Here is a 17,081-nt window from a genome sequence, read left to right on the forward strand (position 1 = left end):
GGGACTCAGCGCTGCAGCGTCGAATCGAAGGACTCGCCCAGTTCGGCTGCACCTACGATCTGTGCCGTCTTGTCGTGCCCGACGTGCAGGATGTGCGTGTTCAGATCGCGAATCAGACGCGCCAGCGGGAACTCGTCGAACAGTGCCGTCGAGCCGGCCAGCATGATCAGCGTGTGCGACATCTCCAGTGCCGCATGCGCGCAGATCGATTTCGCTTGCATCGAGATCAGTTCCGCGCGTTGCACATCGCCCGTGCGCCAGGCGTCGATGGCGTTCTCGAAGACGACTTGTGCCCCATGCAACTGGGTCTTCGCCTCGCCCATGCGCAACTGCACGAACGGATCTTTGCCCCGGCCGCGCTCGACCAGACTCTGACGCACCCACTCGTAAGCGCCTTCGATCATGCCGAGGTAGTTCGCCGTGAATCCGAGGTGGAAGCGTCCCTGCCAGCGTCCGCGCGGGTAGACGCCTGGCTCGCCGAGCACGTGGAGTTCGTCGATGAAGACGTCGTTCAGGTAGATCTCCGGGCTCGGACACACGCGCATGCCGGTCGGGCGATACCAGTCGTGATTGACGCTGAGTCCCTCCATTCCCGGCTCGACGATGACCATCAGATGCGACTTGAAGTACTCGGTTTCCCCTTCGATGGTCGCGAACACGATGGCGACGCCGTTCTCATAGCCATTCGTCGCATAGTTCTTGTTGCCGTTGACGATGTAGCCGCCGTCGACCTTCTTTGCCGTGGTCTTAAGCACGTACATGTGCTTGCGCCCGGCCTCGCTGCCGACGAACGAAGACACGCTCATCCCCTGTGTCATAGGCTTCACGAAGCGCTCGCGCTGCGCGTCGGTCCCCAGTTCGTCGAGTGCCCACGCCACGTGGTTCTGTACCTGCATGCAGTGCGCTGTACCCGGCGACACACGAGCCACGCGCCGCATCGCTTGCAGGAATGTGGCCGGATCGGACGACATGACGTTGCTGCCAAGACCACCGTGCTCCTTACGCACTGTGGCGGTGAGCAGGCCGAGTTCGAACAGGTCCTGCAAGTTCTCGAACGGCATGCCAGCCGCGTCGTGATACGCGCGCTCACGTGCCGGAAAGCGGCTTTGCACGACCGATTCCAGTGCGGCGAGCACCTCGGGGTTGCCCTGCCGGGACAATGAAGGGGTTTCCGCAAAATTCATGTTGCCTCCTGAAAGGGGACCGCCTGAGCTTCCGGAGCGGAGGTCTTGGCGGTTTCTATCGCTTTCGGGCCGATGGCGCGCGCAGCGGTGTTCGCTGTCGCGACGGGAATCGTCTCCGCGAAATGACACGTCACCCAGTGGCGCGGCGCAATCTCCCGCGCGACCGGCTTCTCCTCACGACACCGCGCTGCCGCATGCGGGCAACGCGGATGAAACGGGCATCCCGACGGGGGATTCATCGGCGACGGAATTTCGCCGGCCACCGCCTGTTCGCCGCTGCCGCCGCGCGCGTCGACGGACGCAATCAGCGCCTGCGTATACGGATGACGCGCGCCTCGCATCAGCGTCGCGGTATCCGCGACCTCCATGAACTCTCCGAGGTACAGCACTCCGATGCGCTGGCTCATGTACGCCACGACCGCCAGGTCGTGAGAGATCAGCAGATAGGTCAGATCGAGCGTGCCCTGCAGGTCCTTGAGCAGGTTCAGGATCTGCGCCTGAATCGACACATCGAGTGCGGAAACCGGCTCGTCGAGGATCATGCAGCGCGGGCTAAGACTGAGCGCGCGTGCAATCGCTACGCGCTGACGTTGTCCGCCGGACAACTCATGCGGGAACTTGCGCCCTGCACCGCTCGGCAGCCCGACGAGTCGCAGGAGTTCGTCGACGCGCTGGACGCGACCGGCATCGTCGAGCGTGCGATGGATGCGCAACGGCTCGTCGATAATCCGGCCCACGCGCATGCGCGGATTCAGCGCGCTGTACGGGTCTTGCAAGACGGGTTGCAACACACGATGAAAGTGTTCGCGTGCCTGTGCGCTCAGTTGCTGGATGTCCTGCCCGTCGACCTTGACTTCGCCGCTCGTTGCCGGTTCGGCCAGCATCAGCATCTTGGCGATGGTGCTCTTGCCTGAGCCTGACTCTCCCACCAGGCCGAAGGTCGCACCGGGTTCCACGTCAAACGTGACGCCGGCCACGGCATGCAGCGGCCGGGCGCGACCCAGCAAGCCGCGGCGCACATCGTAGGTTTTTCGGAGATTGCGCACGGAAAGATACGGTTGAGACATCACGCCACCTCCCTGCGCACGCGCGCTGCACCATTCACTGCGGCGTCGGCATTGGCGTCGCCAGTCTCATGACCGCGCGGTGCAGACGGTTGCGTCCACATCTGCATGGTCTGCCAGCACGCGCTGCGGCGCGCCCCGCCCTGCCACTCGAACCAATCCGGATACTCGTCGCGGCATTGCTGCGTCGCGAGCGGACAGCGCGGCGCGAACCGGCAACCCTGAGGCCACTCGGTGAGGCCCGGCTGCTGCCCCGGAATCGCTTCGAGACGCTTCTCGTAGCGTCCCAGCGACGGCACGGCACGCAGCAATCCTGCTGTGTACGGATGCGCCGGGCGCGCGAACACATCGGCAATCGGCCCCGATTCGACAATGCGACCGCCGTACATGATCGCGACGTCGTCACAGAACTGCGATGCCAGGTGCAGGTCGTGTGTGACGAAGATCAACGCCATGTTGCGTTGCTGCTGAAGCTCACGCAGGAGCTTGAGAATCTGGAGCTGCACGGTGACATCGAGCGCGGTCGTCGGCTCGTCGCAAATGAGCAATTCCGGCGAGAGCGCAATGTTGATGGCGATCGATACGCGCTGACGCATGCCACCGCTGAACTGAAACGGGTAGCTGTCCAGACGCTCCAGCGCAGCCGGAATCTTCACGCGCTCGAGCACATCGACACACAGACGGCGCAGTTCGGCCTTGTCGCGAATGCCCCGATGCACACGAAAGATCTCGGCGACCTGGTCGCCGATGGTCAGCAGCGGGTTGAGCGACGTCATGGCATCCTGCAAAATCATGCCGATCTCGCGGCCGCGAATCTTTGCCATTTCCGCATGCGAGAGCCGAGTGAGATCGCGCCCCTTGTAGCGCACTTCCCCCTGTACGACCCGACCGTTCGACGGTAGCAGGCCGAGCAGCGTATTGCACGTCATGCTCTTGCCCGAGCCGGACTCGCCGACCAGTGCCAGCGAGCGCCCTGCTTCGACGCGCAGGCTCACGTTGTCCACCGCCGTGACGATACCCTGCTTGCCGCGCAGCATCGTCGTAAGATTCTTCGCTTCGAGGAGTATCGTCATCACCACCCCCTCGACATCGTCGGACTTAGCCGGTCACGTAGCGCGTCGCCGAGCTGGTTCGCCAGCAGCACGGTCACCATCAATACGATCCCCGGAATACCGCAGATCCACCACGCGGTTTCCAGATAGCCCCGGCCATCGGCGATCATGGCGCCCCACGACGGCGTCGGCGGCTGAACGCCCAGGCCGAGAAACGAGAGCGTTGCCTCGAGAATGATGATGGTGCCGATGTCGAGCGTGGCAAGCACGATGAAGGTGTTGACCACGTTCGGGACGATATGGGCAAACATCACGCGAAAGCGCGACGCGCCCGCGAGTTTGGCGAGCAGCACGAAGTCGCGTGAGCGCAACGACAACGCCTCGGCGCGGGTGACACGGGCGAAGCGGGCCCAGTTGGCCAGACTCAGCACGATCACCAGATTGAAGACGCTGAACCCGATGGCGCCGACGAGCACCAGCGCGAGAATCACCGCCGGCAGGGCCAGTTGGATGTCGGCGATGCGCATGGCGACGGCGTCGACCCACCCGCCGAGATAGCCCGCAGCAATGCCGAACAGGCTGCCGAAGATGCCTGCGATGAGCACTGCACAAAACGCCACATACAACGAAATCTGCGAGCCCCAGATCACACGCGACAGCAGGTCGCGGCCCAACTGATCGGTGCCGAACCAGTGGGCCGCCGATGGTGGCTTGAGAATGTCGCTCAACGAGATTGCGTTCGGGTCGTAGGGCGCGAGCCATTGCGGGGCCAGCGCGACGACGATCAGCGCCACGGCAAGCGCCAGGCATACCCACAGCTGTACGTCGCGCCAGAGTTGGCGGCGCGCACGCATCTGCGGCACCGGCACACTGACCTCGGCCGGGCGTTGCTGCAAGTCCTGGGGAGTGATCTCATGCATAACGAATCCTCGGATCGACGTAGGCGTAGAGCACGTCCACCGCCAGGTTGAGCAAGGTGAAGATCAGCGCACCGACAGTGACAGCGGCCTGCACGACCGTGTAGTCGAGATTGGAGATCGAATCGAGTATCAGGCGGCCGATGCCCGGCCACGAGAAGATGAATTCGACCGACACCGCGCCGCCCATCAGAATGCCGAACTGCAACGCCGTGAACGTAATCATCGGCAGCAGCGCATTACGCAACGCGTGTCGAAAGACAATCGTGCGCTCGGGCACGCCCTTGATGCGCGCGAACTTGATGTACTCCGTGTCGAGCACTTCCGACATGCTCGAACGCGTCAGTCTCATGATCCCCGCCGCCGAATACCACCCCAGCGCTACAGCGGGCATGACGAGATGCGAGAACGTGCCGTAGCCGTTCGTAGGGAACCACGACAACTGAATGGAAAACAGGCGGATGAAGAGCAGACTGAACAGGAATGGCGGTGCGGCCTGCCCCAAGACGGCGAAGAGCTTGGCGCACTGATCGATCGCGCCGCCGCGACGCACTGCGGCGATGGCCCCGAGCGGTACTCCGACGAGAATGCCCAATCCGAGCGCCGACGTTGTGAGAAGCAACGTCGGGCCCAGCGCGCCGAGCACCACGTCGAGGGCGGGACGCGAGAATCGGTAGGAGATGCCGAGTTGCCCCTGAAGCAGATGCCAGAGGTAGCTCCCGTACTGCATGGCCACCGGACGATCCAGCCCCATTTCGTGACGAAGCAGCGCGCGGTCGGCTTCGGTGGCCTCGGGCGGGAGCATCAGGTGCGTCGGATCGCCGATCAGCCGCACGATCAGGAAGATGACCAGCGTGACGAGCAACACCGTGATCAGAGACTGCGCCACGCGTCGCGTGAGATAGCGAATCATGCGTGTGCTCCCCCATCGGCCGTCGCGCTGGTCGACTCGTCGTCGCCCTTCAGATTGCGCGTGGCACGATCGCGCAGCTCCAGCTTGCGGATCTTTTGACTGCCGGTCAGCGGCCAGACATCGATAAACTCCACGTAGCGCGGCACTTTGTAGCTCGCGATGTGCTCGCGACAATACTGTTGCAAGGCGAAGGGCGAGATATCCGCGCCCTCCTGCCGTTCGACGTACGCATATCCGACTTCGCCCAGACGCGCATCGGGCACACCCACCACGACGGCCTGGCGCACACCCGGATAGGTCTTAAGGAAGACTTCGATTTCCTGCGTCGCAACGTTGAAGCCGCCGGGCTTGATCATCTCCTTCACGCGGCCCCGATATGTCAGATAGCCATCGCTGTCGAGTTCGCCGAGGTCGCCGGTGAGCAGCCAGCCACCGGCGTCGATGGCTTTGCGATCTTCGTCCGGCATGCGGTAGTAGCCCTTCATGACCACGTAACCGGAAATGCAGATCTGGCCGATAGATCCGGCGGGCAGCTCCTTACCGGTCTCGATGTCGGTAATGCGTACTTTCACCCCACGCACGGGGCGGCCGTTCGTGCGCGAGCGCTTTTCGTACGGATCATCCCAGCGCGTGCGCACGACCGCGTTGGACGTCTCCGACATACCGTACGCGCTGACCAGTTCAGGCACGTCCAGCGTGCGGCTGACCCATTCGAACGACGCCGTGGGTAGCGGCGCGCCGGTGCCGGTGCGCAGGCTCGACAGGTCGTAATTCCCGATATCGGGGAACGCCTTGAGGTCCTGCACGATGGTGTCGACGAAGAAGCTGACGGTGATGTGCTCACGCTCGACAAGTTCACAGAAGCCCTTCGGCGAGAACTGGTCGGCAATGACCATGGCCGCGCCGGAGAGCGCCATGGCCAGCGTGTAGAACGTGCCCGTCGCGGTAAAAAGGGGCACACACGAGAGGTAGCGGTCTTGCGATGTCAGCCGCAGACACTGCGCCGCGTAGTGGTTATTGGCGAGCAATGCGCCGTGGCGGACCATCGCGCCCTTCGGGAACGATGTCGTCCCTGACGTGTAGAGAATCTGGGCGACGTCGTCGGCCTTCACCTTTGCGAAACGGCGCTCCAGTGTCCCGTCGTCCAACCGGCTCTTTCCGTGTGCTTCGACAGCGTGAAAGCTTTCCATGCCAGCGTGCAGCGTGCGTTCATCCGGCAGACCGATGACACGGCGCAGGGCCGGCATGCGCTCGCACTGCCACGCGCCGCGCCGCTGCGTGGTCCAGTCGGGTACGAGCTGCGCGAGAATGTCGAAGTAGCGCACGCCCCGCCCCGACGAACCGCCTCGCTCCTGAACGATAAGCGTGGTGGCTTCCGATTGGCTGAGTACATACGCCACGTCGCTGTCGCGAAACCGGGTGTTCACGGGCACAAGCACCGCGCCAATGAGGGGCACGGCCCAGCGGGCGATTAGCCACTCCGTGCTGTCGGACATCCACAGTGCTACGTTCTCGCCGGGCCCCACACCCAGCGACATCAGGCCACGGGCGAACGCATGAATGCGCTGCACGAGCTGGCTGAAGGTCAGGCGCGTGTCGCCATGGACCACCGCCTCGCGCTCGCCATGTGCCTGGGCGATCCATGTCAGCGCGCTCGCGAACGTCTCGTGCGTCCAGTCGATCGCGTCAACCCGCGCGGCCACCACCGCCGAGGCGGTGTGGGCCGGGGGCGGAACACTGTCGTCGTGTCGGTTCATGTTCGGATTCATCGGTTCGGGGCTGCTCTGGTGGCCTGAGTTCTCGACATCTCGAAGATCACTTCCAGCTCAGGCTGCGCAGGTTGTAATACCCGCTGCCATGCTGTGGTTCCCAGTTCAGCTTCACGTCCTGCGCGAACGTGTAATAGAGCTCGGTAATCAGCACGGCGTGGCCATCGTCATGCAACAGGCGACCAATCTTCTTGAAGATCTCGTCGCGTTGTTCGCGCGAGGTCGCGGCATCACCCTGTGCCACGAGCTTTTCCACTTCCGGGTTGAAGTAATCCGACCAGGTGCCGTCCTTCGTTGCCGCGCCGCTGATCGGATGGACCGGGTCGTAGATGGCGTTGGAGAACTGCATCATCGTCATCGGCCCGCCCTTGTGTGTGTTATTCAGGCGACTCCACGCGGCGTAATCGATGACCTTCACATTCGTCTTCACTCCGATGGCCGACCAGTACGCCGCGATCACCTCGCAGAGTTCCTTCGGGTTGTCTGTCGGGCACAGCAAGTCGGTCGTAAAGCCGTTCGGGTAGCCGCCTTGCGCCAGCAGTTTCTTCGCCTGCGCGGGATCGTACGGATACGGCTTGAGCGTGCGATCGACACCGTACGGATAGCTGGACGAAACATAGGAGGACATCTGTGCGCCCACGCCATGCAACGCCTGCCCGATGATCGCCTTGGTATCGAGCGCGTAGTTCAGCGCGAGGCGCACCTCTCGCTTCGAGAGCGGCGTGCCCGGCACGTTCGAGTACAGTCGCACGGCGAGCGGGCTGCCCACCGGCACCGACTTGACGGTGAGGCCAGCGTTAGCCTTCAGGCGCGCCACGTCGACGCTCGGGACATAGTCGATGACATCGACCTCACCGTTGAGCAGCGCATTGATGCGGCTACTCGCCTCGGGAATGACCTTGAAGACAAGCCGCTTGATGCCCGGCTTCGCGCCCCAGTAGCCATCGAAACGGTCGAGCGTCACGGACTGCCCGATCTTCTGTTCGACGAACTTGTACGGTCCGGACCCGATCGGCGCGCGGGCGAATGCCTCGGGCGACGCGAGTCCTTCGGTGTACGCCTTCGGCACCAGCAGCAGGTAACCTGCGATCTTGTTGAGGAACGCCCCGTCCTGTCGTTTCAGATGAAACACGACGGTCGTGTCGTTCGGCGCATCCACGTGGTCGACGAGGTTCGCGAAGTATGGTCGCCGTGTGCTCTTCGTCTCGGGCGCGACGATGCGCTCAAGCGAATACTTCACGTCCCTGGCTGTGAGCTTCGCGCCGTTGTGGAACTTGACGTCGTTGCGCAGCGTGAACGTGTATTGAAGGCCGTCGGGCGCGATTTTCACGCCTGTGGCGACGCTGGGCTTCAGGTTGCCGTCGATGTCGAACGCGTACAGCGAGTCGAACAACTGCCAGCCGTAGCGCTGAGAATCGCCCGTGGCGGCGACCTGAGCATCGAGGTTATTGATATCTTTGCCGACGGCGAAGACCACTGTGTCGCGGTCGACGGCGGGCTTTCCGCCAATGGCGTATGCGGCCGTCGACGTCAGGAGCGCCGCGCACAGCGCGATACCCGAACCGATCCACGCTACCTGGCGTGACCATGCATGCAATGCCCGTGTGTGCATTGAATTCTCCGAAGAAGAGCGATGAACGAAGCGATACCCGGCTGACAAAGATCAACCGACGTTAGCGCAACGTCTCCGGCCCGCCCTTGACATAGATGATCTGCCCCGAAACGAACGACGCGTCTTCGCTGCAAAGGAAAGCGACGACATTGGCGATGTCACGGGGAACGCCGACGCGGCCGAGCGGAATGCTCTTGGCGCGCTGCCGTTTGTATTCCTCGGGATCGATGCCGCGACGCTCCGCCGTCTGGCGCGTCATTTCGGTGTCGACGAACCCCGGCGCTACCGCGTTGACGTTGATATTGAAGGGGCCCAGCTCGATGGCAGCGGTGCGCGTGAAGGCTTGCAACCCCGCCTTGGCCGACGAGTAATTCGCCTGCCCACGATTGCCGAGTGCCGATGTTGAGGAAAGATTGACGATCTTGCCGCTGCGTTGTTCGACCATGTGTCGTTGCGCGGCGCGCGTGCACAAAAAAGTGCCGCGCAAATGGACGTTCATGACGCGATCCCAGTCGTCCACCGACATCTTGAACAGCAGATTGTCTCGTGTGACGCCTGCGTTGTTCACGAGGACGTCGAGTCCGCCGAGTTGCGCGATCACTTGCGTGAAGAGCGTTTCGACTTGCGCCTCATCCGTGACGTCGCAACCAAAGCCTGCGGCGTCATGCCCGCCGTCGCGCTTCAGCGCTTCGGCCGCGGATTGCGCTGCATCTGCCGAGATATCGCAGATCGCTACGCGCGCACCCTCCTGCGCGAACCGTTCGGCTGTTGCGTAGCCGATGCCACGCGCGCCGCCCGTCACTAGAACCACCTTTCCCTGGAAGCGATTGCTCATGCGCTTGCGTCTCCTGGTTGTGGCGCTGCCTGATCTGTGTCGGCAGTCGTCGTAATGGAAACCAGTCTAGTCACGCATGACGCGATGGTCAATATTTGAAACAAATAACTTTGCTTAATTTTCATCAGGGATAACTCTCAGTTCAATCGATACACCATCGGTTATCTTTATAACGCAAGCGTGAGCCAGTCTTTATATGGATTTTTGCTTAGCAAATCACAGTGCTTCATTCACGTTTTTCTGCGAAAATTAACACGTCATTTATTCCACTATTTGAACATTTATACGGGATTTGAAGCATGGGCATCCGAAGTGCGGTTCATGTCAGTCGCTTGATGCACCCGGATGCCCGGGGCGCATCAAGCGCGCCGCACATCGGCGGAATTCGCTTCGTCACGCGTCGCGGCGGCGTCGCGAGCGCGGGCCGCATTCCGGCCGGCAATTCGCCCGCCGACAATGCATTCCGCCAGATTGCCGCCCGCCATATAGATGTGCCCGAACACACTGCCGAGCTCACCCGCCGCATAGAGGCCAGCAATCGGCTCGCCGAAGGGGTCCAGCACCCGTTGGGCGGCGTCGTGTACGGGGCCACCCTGCGTGTTGATGACGACCGGCCACAGCGATGCGGCATAGAACGGCCCCTCGGTGAGTGGCGTCATCGTCTCGGGGCGGCGGCCGAATGCGTCGTCGCGCCCGGCCTCGCAACTGGCATTCCATTCACTCACTGTGCGCGTAAGTCCTGCTGCGTCGATGCCAAGCTTTTGCGCCAGCGCTTCGAGGGTGTCGGCCTTTTGCAGCAAACCGTTCTCTACCTCCTTCAGGTTGTCGCTACTCCACTCGTACCAGGCCTCGCGATCATTCGTGATCGAGCGCCCCATCGGATACATGCGACGTCCGGCCTCATCGAAGATCAAATACGACGGCAGGCGGTCGTGTCGGTAAGCCGACGGGTCGTAGTGATCGAACTGGCGTACGCCGGTGTCCGATATGTACGGCGGATACTCATTGACGTAGCGGCGTCCGCGCTGATCTACAACGATCCACGCCATCTTCGGCAGCGGCTTCGACTCGCGCTCAGGCGTCCACATCGGCAGGATCTTCGCGTAGATGCCAAACGGATACGATGGATCGGGGTGTCGGATGCCGTACGGCCCGTGGTGGTGCCACATATGCCAGAGCGCCGCGCCTGCGGCTTGCGCCATGCGGATGCCGTCGCCGGTGTTGCCGCGAAAGCTGCCCGGCAGAACGGGCGTCGAGACAAAGAACTGACGCTTCATTTCTTCGTCCGCTTCGAATCCCCCGCATGCGAGCACGACGGCACGCTGCGCGCGAACACGCAGCGATTCGCTGCCGCGTCGCAGTCGCACACCCAGTATTTCGCGCCGCTCTCCCTGCTCCAGTCGTTCGACGCTGGCCGAGAGCCAAACGTCGATGCGCCCCTGAGCGCGACGCGCCTCGACGTTATCGAGCAGCAACTTGAAGAGCAGGCAGCCCGGGCGGAATGGGCGCGCCGCAAGATAACCGGCCGGATCACCGAAGCCGGGAATCGATTCGATGTCGGCGTAAGCCAGCGAATCGCAACCGGGGAATGGATAGTTGCCGAGTGCTGCGTCGACGCGCACGACGGCGTCGTTCGTGCGTGCCAGTTCGCGCAGATAGCCGGGCACTTCCGTCATGCCGACGGCGAGCGCGCGCAACACATCGTCCGGCGTGCGGCCACCGCACGTGTGCTGCAAGTAGGCAAACGCTGCCTCGGCATCGTCGGAGACGCGCACGCCGCCAGCAGACAAGATCGAAATGCCGCCGGGGTCGGGCATCTTTTCAATCAGCAGCACTCGCGCACCCGCATCCGCGGCCTCGATGGCGGCAACCGCCCCGGCTGCGCCGTAGCCCGCGACGATGACGTCGTACGTCGCGTGCCACTGCGCGTGCGCACCCCGATGTTCCGAAGCTTCCAAGAATGCAACCATGTGTCGACGACTCCTTGTTGTTCACTGACCATCATCTGTTGAGCCATTCATCACCACCCGGAGGAAACCGAGATGTCCCACCAAGCCATTCGCTCTGAAATCACCGGCACCGTTTGTCAGGTGCTTGTCGCCGAGGGCGACACGGTGTCCGAAGATCAGGCGCTGCTCATGGTCGAATCGATGAAGATGGAGATTCCCGTCATTGCGCCGCGCGCCGGGCGCGTGACGAAAGTGCACTTCAATGTGGGCGATCCGATTGGCGAGGGCGACGCCGCCGTCAGTCTCGACGGCTGAGGCTGCGCCCTCGCCCGCCCGTCAGATCGAGTCGCCGTGCGTCGCTTCGCGTGACGCACGGCAAAACGCATCTCAATGCCAGGCCACCTTGCGGAAGTTCAGGAAGCCCGAGCCTTGCTGCACTTCCCATGTCAGCGTTTTCTTCTTCGCAAAGACGTTGAACAGCTCTGTCACGAGCACGGCTGAGGCGTCGTCGTGCAGGATCTTGCCGATCTTGCGGAAGAGCGCGCCGCGCGCTTCGGCGCCGGTTGTCGTATCGAGTTGTTTGAGCAGTGCTTCGACTTCCGGGTTGTAGTAGTCGGACCAGGCGCCGTCCTTTGAGAACGATCCCGCGACCGGATGGATCGGGTCGTAGATCGCATTGGTGAATTGGGTGGTCGTCATCGGCCCGGTTTTGTGCGTGTTGTTCAGTCGACTCCACGCGGCGTAGTCGATGCGATTGATGTCCACCTTGACGCCAACCTGCCCCCAATAGGCGGCCAGTGCTTCGGCAAACTCTTTGGGCGTCCCGACAGCGTCGTAGAGCTTGATCGAGAAGCCGTTCGGGTAGCCGGCCTGCTTGAGCAATGCGCGCGCTTTTGCCGGGTCATATGGGTACGGCGCGACGCTCGGGTCGCCGCCGTAGGGGAAGTATTTCGAGATGAAAGTGCCCATCGGCGCGCCAACGCCGTGGAAAACGCCCTTGATGATGGCGTTGGCGTCGACAGCGTAGTTCAGTGCGAGTCGAACGTCTCGCTTGGCTAGCGGCGAGTCCGGTACGTTCGAGTACAGGCGCACGTGCATAGGCGACGACACCGGATTTGTGATGACATCCAGGGCTGCGTCCTGGCGCAGTCGCGCAACTTCGGCAAGGGGGATCATGGCGGCGATATCCACTTCGCCGGAGACGATCGCATTCACGCGACTCGACGGCTCGGGGATGTACTTGAATACCAACGTTTTGATCGCTGGTTTGTCGCCGTAAAAGTCATCGAAGCGTTCGAGCTCAAGGTACTGCCCGACTTTGTTCGTCTTTACGCGATACGGCCCCGAGCCGATGGGTGCGGCCGCAAAAGCCTCGACACTCGGTAACGACGATGTGTACTTCTGCGGAACGATGAACAGGAAGCCTGCGATCTTGTTGAGGAAGACACCGTCCGGCTGCTTCAGGCGAATGCGGACCGTCAGCGGATCCGGCGTGTCGATGCCATCGATGACGGGGGCGAAATAAGGGCGTCGCGTACTTTTAGAGGCCGGATCGATCACGCGCTCAATGGAGTACTTCACGTCGCCCGATGTGAACGGGTCGCCGTTATGAAACTTGATATTCGGCCGTAGCTTGAACGTATACGTCAGGCCGTCGGAGGACATGGTGTAGCTGGTCGCCATGCGAGGCACGATGTTGCCCTTGGCATCGAAGCCGTAGAGCGTGTCGAAGATCGACATCGCATAACGCTGGGAATCGCCGCTCGCCGTAACCAGTGCATCGAGGCTCTGGATTTCCTTGTCGAGCGCCACGACGAGCGTGTTCCGATCTACAGCAGGCCCCGTCTTGTCGGCTGCCATCGCACCCGACGCGCCCATTGCGCCCAGCACTCCCGCGGCCAGTGCTGCCACTGCCGCCCTTGCCCGCAACCCCGATGTCATGCGCGTCACGACGCGCCGTCCCGTCAATCGATTCATTTCGACCTCTCTTAATTTGTACACATATTGGAATTACAGAAGCATCGAAAACCCCACCCGGATTTGCACCAATTTATCTGGCGCCTTGTTGAAATATCCGCTATAAAAGCTAGGAAACATGATTAACGATGTCAATAAGCGATCATACCGACACGACATCGATGCTCACGTAGCGCACCATATAATCGTTATCTATTTCAATATATGGATATACGGAAAGACCCACCTGCTTTCCGTGCCCATCGCACCGCCAGGACGCTCATGGACAAACGCAAGATCGAAGAACTGCAAAACCGCCGCGACGCCATCCGGTCATCGACATCGGCGGCTGCAATCGACAAACTGCGAGAGCAAGGCAAGCTCACGGCGCGCGAGCGCATCGCGTTGCTGCTCGACGACGGCAGCTTTGTCGAGATGGGCGTACACGCGCACAGTGCACACCCGTCGCTGCGCGAGCGAACGCCGGCCGACGGCATCGTGACCGGGCACGGCACCGTCGACGGGCGCATTGTCTATGTCGCAGCGGACGATGCGACCGTGCTGGGCGGCACGCGAGGACGTGTGGGGGAAATCAAGATCGCGCGTGTGCGCGATGCTGCGTTGCGTCACAGGAAACCGTTTATTGCACTGATGGAAGCCGGTGCGGCGCGTGTGCAAGAAAGCTTTGGCGCGATGGCTGCAAACATGGGCGCGCGGTTTGCGGATCACTTCCGGATGTCCGGACAGATTCCGCAGCTCGCCGCGATTCTTGGACCGGCATTTGGCGGTCCGTCCTTCACTGCCGCACAGTCCGATTTCACCGCACTCGCGCGCGGCACGGGCGTGATGGGGATGTCGGGACCGCTCGTCGTGAAGGTTGGCACCGGCGAGATGGTCACCCCCGACGCCATTGGTGGCGCGGATGTCAGCGAGACCGTTACCGGTCAGGTCGACTACGTCGGTGACACGGAAGCCGACACGCTGCGCAGTCTGCGAACGTTCCTGTCGTTTCTCCCGAGCCACAGCGGCGAGCTGCCGCCGGTCGTCGAGGCGAAGCCTGCGGCGCTCGATACGGAGGAAGGACGCGAAAAGCTGCGCACGCTCATTCCGGATGTCGGGCGTCAGGCGTACGACATGAAGCGAGTGCTGAGTCTGATCGTCGACGCAGGGGACCTCTTCCATTATCGGCCGCGCTATGGTCCCAATCTGATTACGGCGTTCGGCCGGATCGATGGGCAGCCGGTCGGCTTCGTCGCGTCGAATCCGATGGCGCGCGGCGGTGTGATGGACGAGAAAACCGCACAGAAGGCGCGTAAGTTCGTCGATGTTTGCGACGCGTTTCACGTCCCGCTGGTCTTCATTTGCGACGCACCGGGATTTCTCGTCGGCCCCGACATCGAGAAACATCGCATGGTGTCGCTCGCTGCCCGGCTGCTCAACACCGTGTGCGCGGCGTCGGTCCCCAAGATTACGTTCGTCGCCCGCAAAGCCATTGGTCTGGCGTATCTGGCGATGTGCGGCCGCGCCATGCGGCCCGACTATCTTGCGGCCTGGCCGGGGGCGCATTTCGACGTGATGGGGCCTGAAGCTGGCGTTGAACTGGTGTTCGGCCGGGAGATTGCCGCCGCACCGGATCCGGCCGCACGCAAGGCGGAGATTATGGCGCGTCTTGACGAGCAATCGAGCGCCTACGAAGCTGCGGCACAGGGCTGGATCGACGACGTGATCGACCCTGCCGAAACGCGCGACGCGATCCGTCAGGCGCTTGCGGCAGCAGCAGACTCACGTCAGCCCGGATTCAAGCACCGTATCGATCCCTGAGACAACGCACTGCGTCTCTACATATCTACCTATTTGCGAAGCGCGGCATTGCGACCATGACTATCGACTTCAGTGTGAGCGACGGCGTCGCGACGGTGCGGTTAAACCGCCCCGAAGCGCTCAATGCGATCGACTATCCGATGCGTACTCGACTGCAGGCGCTTTGGCGGCACATCGGCGGCACGCCGGAGATTCGCGTGGTCGTCATCACGGGGGCCGGGGATCGTGCATTCAGCAGCGGCGCAGATCTTCGGCTCACACCGCCACCGACGAGCTCATTCGCAGCACAGACGTTTCGCGGCGAAGGTGCCGAGCCCGAAGCAGGATCGCTCACGCTGGGCATGGACTTCGACACCCCTGTGATTTGCGCATTCAACGGGCTGGCGTACGGTGGCGGACTTGAAATCGGACTGGCATGCGACATCCGCATCGCCGCCGACACGGCTCGCTTTGCATTGCCGGAAGTGACCGTCGGCTCCATGCCTGGCTCGGGTGGAACGCAGCGGTTGCCGCGTCTGATTGGTAACGCGAATGCCATGTGGATGCTGCTGACCGGCGATGCCATCGACGCGCAGACGGCGCTACGCATCGGCCTGGTGAGTCACGTGGTCGCGCAGAACGAACTGATGGAGGTGGCGACGTCGATCGCACGCCGCATTGCCAACGCGGCGCCACTTGCGGTGCGGGCGATCAAACAGGCGGCACGCAATGGTCTGGATATGCCACTGTCGCCTGCGCTGACCTACGAGCGTCATCTGTGGGGGCTGTTGCGCGACACCGAAGATCGCAAGGAGGGACGTGAGGCTTTCGCTGCGAAGCGCGCAGCGGTGTTTCGAGGCCGCTGACGCAATCCCGGTTTGCGAGACAATACCGGTTTCCTTCGTCCTCCGAACACTGCGGCGCCACACCATCGACGATGCCATGCCACTTCCCTTGTTTGTCAGCTCCACTTTGTCTGCCCGCAGCAGACGCCGAAACGGATAGATTTTCATGAGCCTGCCTCCACGACACGCCAGCGATATTGACGACACCTCGTCCGAGGATATCGCCGATGGCATCGCCGACGCCGCAGACTTCATGCCCGACCTCACGACGAACGGCAACCATGCAAACGCCGCTGCCGGACGCCGGGCCAGCGAAGGCACGCAGAGCATCCAGCGCGCAATCGCCGTGCTGCGCCTTGTTGCCATGTGCGGCCCCCAAGGCTTGCGTCTTCATGAGATCGCCGAGGGCCTGGCGTTGGAGCGCATCACTGCGCATCGCATCGTCAAAGGGCTGGCGTTCAGCAACATGCTGCAACTCGACCCGCAGGCGCGCCGTTACACGCTCGGTCATACCGCGTATCTGCTCGGCCTCAATGCGTCGCCGGCATTCGATCTTCGTGAACGCTGCCAGCCAACGCTGCGACGGCTGGCCGACCTGACGGGCGACTCTGTCTTTCTGATGGTGCGAAGCGGGCATGACGCCGTGTGCTTCGATCATTTGCAGGGCAGCTACCCGATTCGCACCCATAGCCTGAAGATCGGTGCGCGCCGGGCACTCGGCGCGGGTGCCGGCGCGATGGCGTTGCTCGCTGCGTTGCCTGACAACGCCGTAGAAGCCGCAATCGCAGCGAACGCCGTGCATTTGCCCCGCTATCGCGACATCTCGCCAGCGCGCCTGCGCGAGCTGGTCGCACGAACGCGCGCTGATGGCTACGCGACGAACGTGCAAACGGTGATCGCCGACGTAAGCGCCATCGGCATGACGTTGCCGCGCAAGGAAGGTCCTGCGTTCGTCTCAATCAGCGTTGCATCCATTGCGTCGCGAATGACTGGTGAGCACCTTGAGGAGGCGCTGCACGCGCTGCGTCTCGAATCCGATGCGCTCGGTCGTCACCTGGACGACGCACGGATCGCCTGGGGAGGATTGGCCGACAGCCTTTGCGCCTGACGCCTGCCTGTGCCGCGACTTAACCGTAGCGCCTTTGCGCACCCGTTGCGGTGGAGAATGAAAACGACGAAGGAGAA

The 17,081-nt window shown here is 62.5% G+C and carries 14 protein-coding genes; 4 read left to right on the forward strand and 10 right to left on the reverse strand.

Going from position 1 to position 17,081, the window contains the following annotated elements; genetic code table 11:
- Nucleotides 1–5: 5 nt before the first annotated feature.
- From NTU39_RS13785 to NTU39_RS13825, 9 genes are all read right to left on the reverse strand, one after another.
- The gene (locus NTU39_RS13785; RefSeq protein WP_150662646.1) at nt 6–1,184 is read right to left on the reverse strand and encodes an acyl-CoA dehydrogenase family protein; all 1,179 of its coding nucleotides are present in this window, start codon (nt 1,182–1,184) and stop codon (nt 6–8) included.
- Nucleotides 1,181–2,251, reverse strand: coding sequence for an ABC transporter ATP-binding protein (locus NTU39_RS13790; RefSeq protein ID WP_150662647.1), 1,071 nt, complete (start codon nt 2,249–2,251; stop codon nt 1,181–1,183). Before NTU39_RS13790 ends, NTU39_RS13785 begins: the two co-directional genes overlap by 4 nt.
- On the reverse strand, nt 2,251–3,321 hold the full coding sequence (locus NTU39_RS13795; protein WP_257957854.1) for an ABC transporter ATP-binding protein: 1,071 nt from the start codon (nt 3,319–3,321) through the stop codon (nt 2,251–2,253). Before NTU39_RS13795 ends, NTU39_RS13790 begins: the two co-directional genes overlap by 1 nt.
- On the reverse strand, nt 3,321–4,220 hold the full coding sequence (locus tag NTU39_RS13800) for an ABC transporter permease (protein ID WP_150662649.1): 900 nt from the start codon (nt 4,218–4,220) through the stop codon (nt 3,321–3,323). Before NTU39_RS13800 ends, NTU39_RS13795 begins: the two co-directional genes overlap by 1 nt.
- Nucleotides 4,213–5,130 (reverse strand): ABC transporter permease, encoded by a 918-nt coding sequence (locus NTU39_RS13805; RefSeq protein ID WP_150662650.1) that lies wholly within the window; start codon nt 5,128–5,130, stop codon nt 4,213–4,215. Before NTU39_RS13805 ends, NTU39_RS13800 begins: the two co-directional genes overlap by 8 nt.
- Entirely contained in the window at nt 5,127–6,887 is a 1,761-nt protein-coding gene (locus tag NTU39_RS13810; RefSeq protein WP_174984195.1) for an AMP-binding protein, read from the reverse strand. The genes NTU39_RS13805 and NTU39_RS13810 overlap by 4 nt, the downstream gene beginning before the upstream one ends.
- A 58-nt stretch (nt 6,888–6,945) precedes the next feature.
- Nucleotides 6,946–8,511, reverse strand: coding sequence for an ABC transporter substrate-binding protein (locus NTU39_RS13815; protein WP_150662652.1), 1,566 nt, complete (start codon nt 8,509–8,511; stop codon nt 6,946–6,948).
- Nucleotides 8,512–8,572: 61 nt separating this feature from the next.
- Nucleotides 8,573–9,346 carry an SDR family NAD(P)-dependent oxidoreductase gene (locus NTU39_RS13820; RefSeq protein WP_150662653.1) on the reverse strand — a complete coding sequence of 258 codons (774 nt, stop codon included), beginning with the start codon at nt 9,344–9,346 and terminating at the stop codon, nt 8,573–8,575.
- A gap of 359 nt (nt 9,347–9,705) precedes the next feature.
- Nucleotides 9,706–11,316 carry an FAD-dependent oxidoreductase gene (locus NTU39_RS13825; RefSeq protein WP_257957857.1) on the reverse strand — a complete coding sequence of 537 codons (1,611 nt, stop codon included), beginning with the start codon at nt 11,314–11,316 and terminating at the stop codon, nt 9,706–9,708.
- Nucleotides 11,317–11,388: 72 nt separating this feature from the next.
- Here NTU39_RS13825 and NTU39_RS13830 point away from each other — a divergent pair, with 72 nt between their 5' ends.
- On the forward strand, nt 11,389–11,610 hold the full coding sequence (locus tag NTU39_RS13830; RefSeq protein WP_150574115.1) for an acyl-CoA carboxylase biotin carboxyl carrier protein subunit: 222 nt from the start codon (nt 11,389–11,391) through the stop codon (nt 11,608–11,610).
- A gap of 72 nt (nt 11,611–11,682) precedes the next feature.
- On the opposite strand, the gene NTU39_RS13835 is transcribed toward NTU39_RS13830, so the two are convergent.
- Entirely contained in the window at nt 11,683–13,272 is a 1,590-nt protein-coding gene (locus NTU39_RS13835; RefSeq protein WP_257957859.1) for an ABC transporter substrate-binding protein, read from the reverse strand.
- A gap of 261 nt (nt 13,273–13,533) precedes the next feature.
- On the opposite strand from NTU39_RS13835, the gene NTU39_RS13840 reads away from it, so the two are divergent.
- The 3 genes from NTU39_RS13840 to NTU39_RS13850 all read left to right on the forward strand — a co-directional run bounded on the left by NTU39_RS13840 (nt 13,534) and on the right by NTU39_RS13850 (nt 17,004).
- Nucleotides 13,534–15,072, forward strand: coding sequence for an acyl-CoA carboxylase subunit beta (locus NTU39_RS13840; RefSeq protein ID WP_257957860.1), 1,539 nt, complete (start codon nt 13,534–13,536; stop codon nt 15,070–15,072).
- A 56-nt stretch (nt 15,073–15,128) separates the two neighbouring features.
- Nucleotides 15,129–15,917 (forward strand): enoyl-CoA hydratase/isomerase family protein, encoded by a 789-nt coding sequence (locus NTU39_RS13845; RefSeq protein WP_150662656.1) that lies wholly within the window; start codon nt 15,129–15,131, stop codon nt 15,915–15,917.
- Between the two features lie 145 nt (nt 15,918–16,062).
- On the forward strand, nt 16,063–17,004 hold the full coding sequence (locus NTU39_RS13850) for an IclR family transcriptional regulator (protein WP_150662657.1): 942 nt from the start codon (nt 16,063–16,065) through the stop codon (nt 17,002–17,004).
- Nucleotides 17,005–17,081: the final 77 nt, after the last annotated feature.

The organism is Pandoraea commovens (genome assembly GCF_024704525.1).
GTDB lineage: Bacteria > Pseudomonadota > Gammaproteobacteria > Burkholderiales > Burkholderiaceae > Pandoraea > Pandoraea commovens.

Coding starts and splice junctions, on each gene's coding strand:
- NTU39_RS13785 (WP_150662646.1), bottom strand. CDS start 1,184: ATGAATTTTGCGGAAACCCCTTCATTGTCCCGGCAGGGCAACCCCGAG.
- NTU39_RS13790 (WP_150662647.1), bottom strand. CDS start 2,251: ATGTCTCAACCGTATCTTTCCGTGCGCAATCTCCGAAAAACCTACGAT.
- NTU39_RS13795 (WP_257957854.1), bottom strand. CDS start 3,321: ATGACGATACTCCTCGAAGCGAAGAATCTTACGACGATGCTGCGCGGC.
- NTU39_RS13800 (WP_150662649.1), bottom strand. CDS start 4,220: ATGCATGAGATCACTCCCCAGGACTTGCAGCAACGCCCGGCCGAGGTC.
- NTU39_RS13805 (WP_150662650.1), bottom strand. CDS start 5,130: ATGATTCGCTATCTCACGCGACGCGTGGCGCAGTCTCTGATCACGGTG.
- NTU39_RS13810 (WP_174984195.1), bottom strand. CDS start 6,887: ATGAACCGACACGACGACAGTGTTCCGCCCCCGGCCCACACCGCCTCG.
- NTU39_RS13815 (WP_150662652.1), bottom strand. CDS start 8,511: ATGCACACACGGGCATTGCATGCATGGTCACGCCAGGTAGCGTGGATC.
- NTU39_RS13820 (WP_150662653.1), bottom strand. CDS start 9,346: ATGAGCAATCGCTTCCAGGGAAAGGTGGTTCTAGTGACGGGCGGCGCG.
- NTU39_RS13825 (WP_257957857.1), bottom strand. CDS start 11,316: ATGGTTGCATTCTTGGAAGCTTCGGAACATCGGGGTGCGCACGCGCAG.
- NTU39_RS13830 (WP_150574115.1), top strand. CDS start 11,389: ATGTCCCACCAAGCCATTCGCTCTGAAATCACCGGCACCGTTTGTCAG.
- NTU39_RS13835 (WP_257957859.1), bottom strand. CDS start 13,272: ATGAATCGATTGACGGGACGGCGCGTCGTGACGCGCATGACATCGGGG.
- NTU39_RS13840 (WP_257957860.1), top strand. CDS start 13,534: ATGGACAAACGCAAGATCGAAGAACTGCAAAACCGCCGCGACGCCATC.
- NTU39_RS13845 (WP_150662656.1), top strand. CDS start 15,129: ATGACTATCGACTTCAGTGTGAGCGACGGCGTCGCGACGGTGCGGTTA.
- NTU39_RS13850 (WP_150662657.1), top strand. CDS start 16,063: ATGAGCCTGCCTCCACGACACGCCAGCGATATTGACGACACCTCGTCC.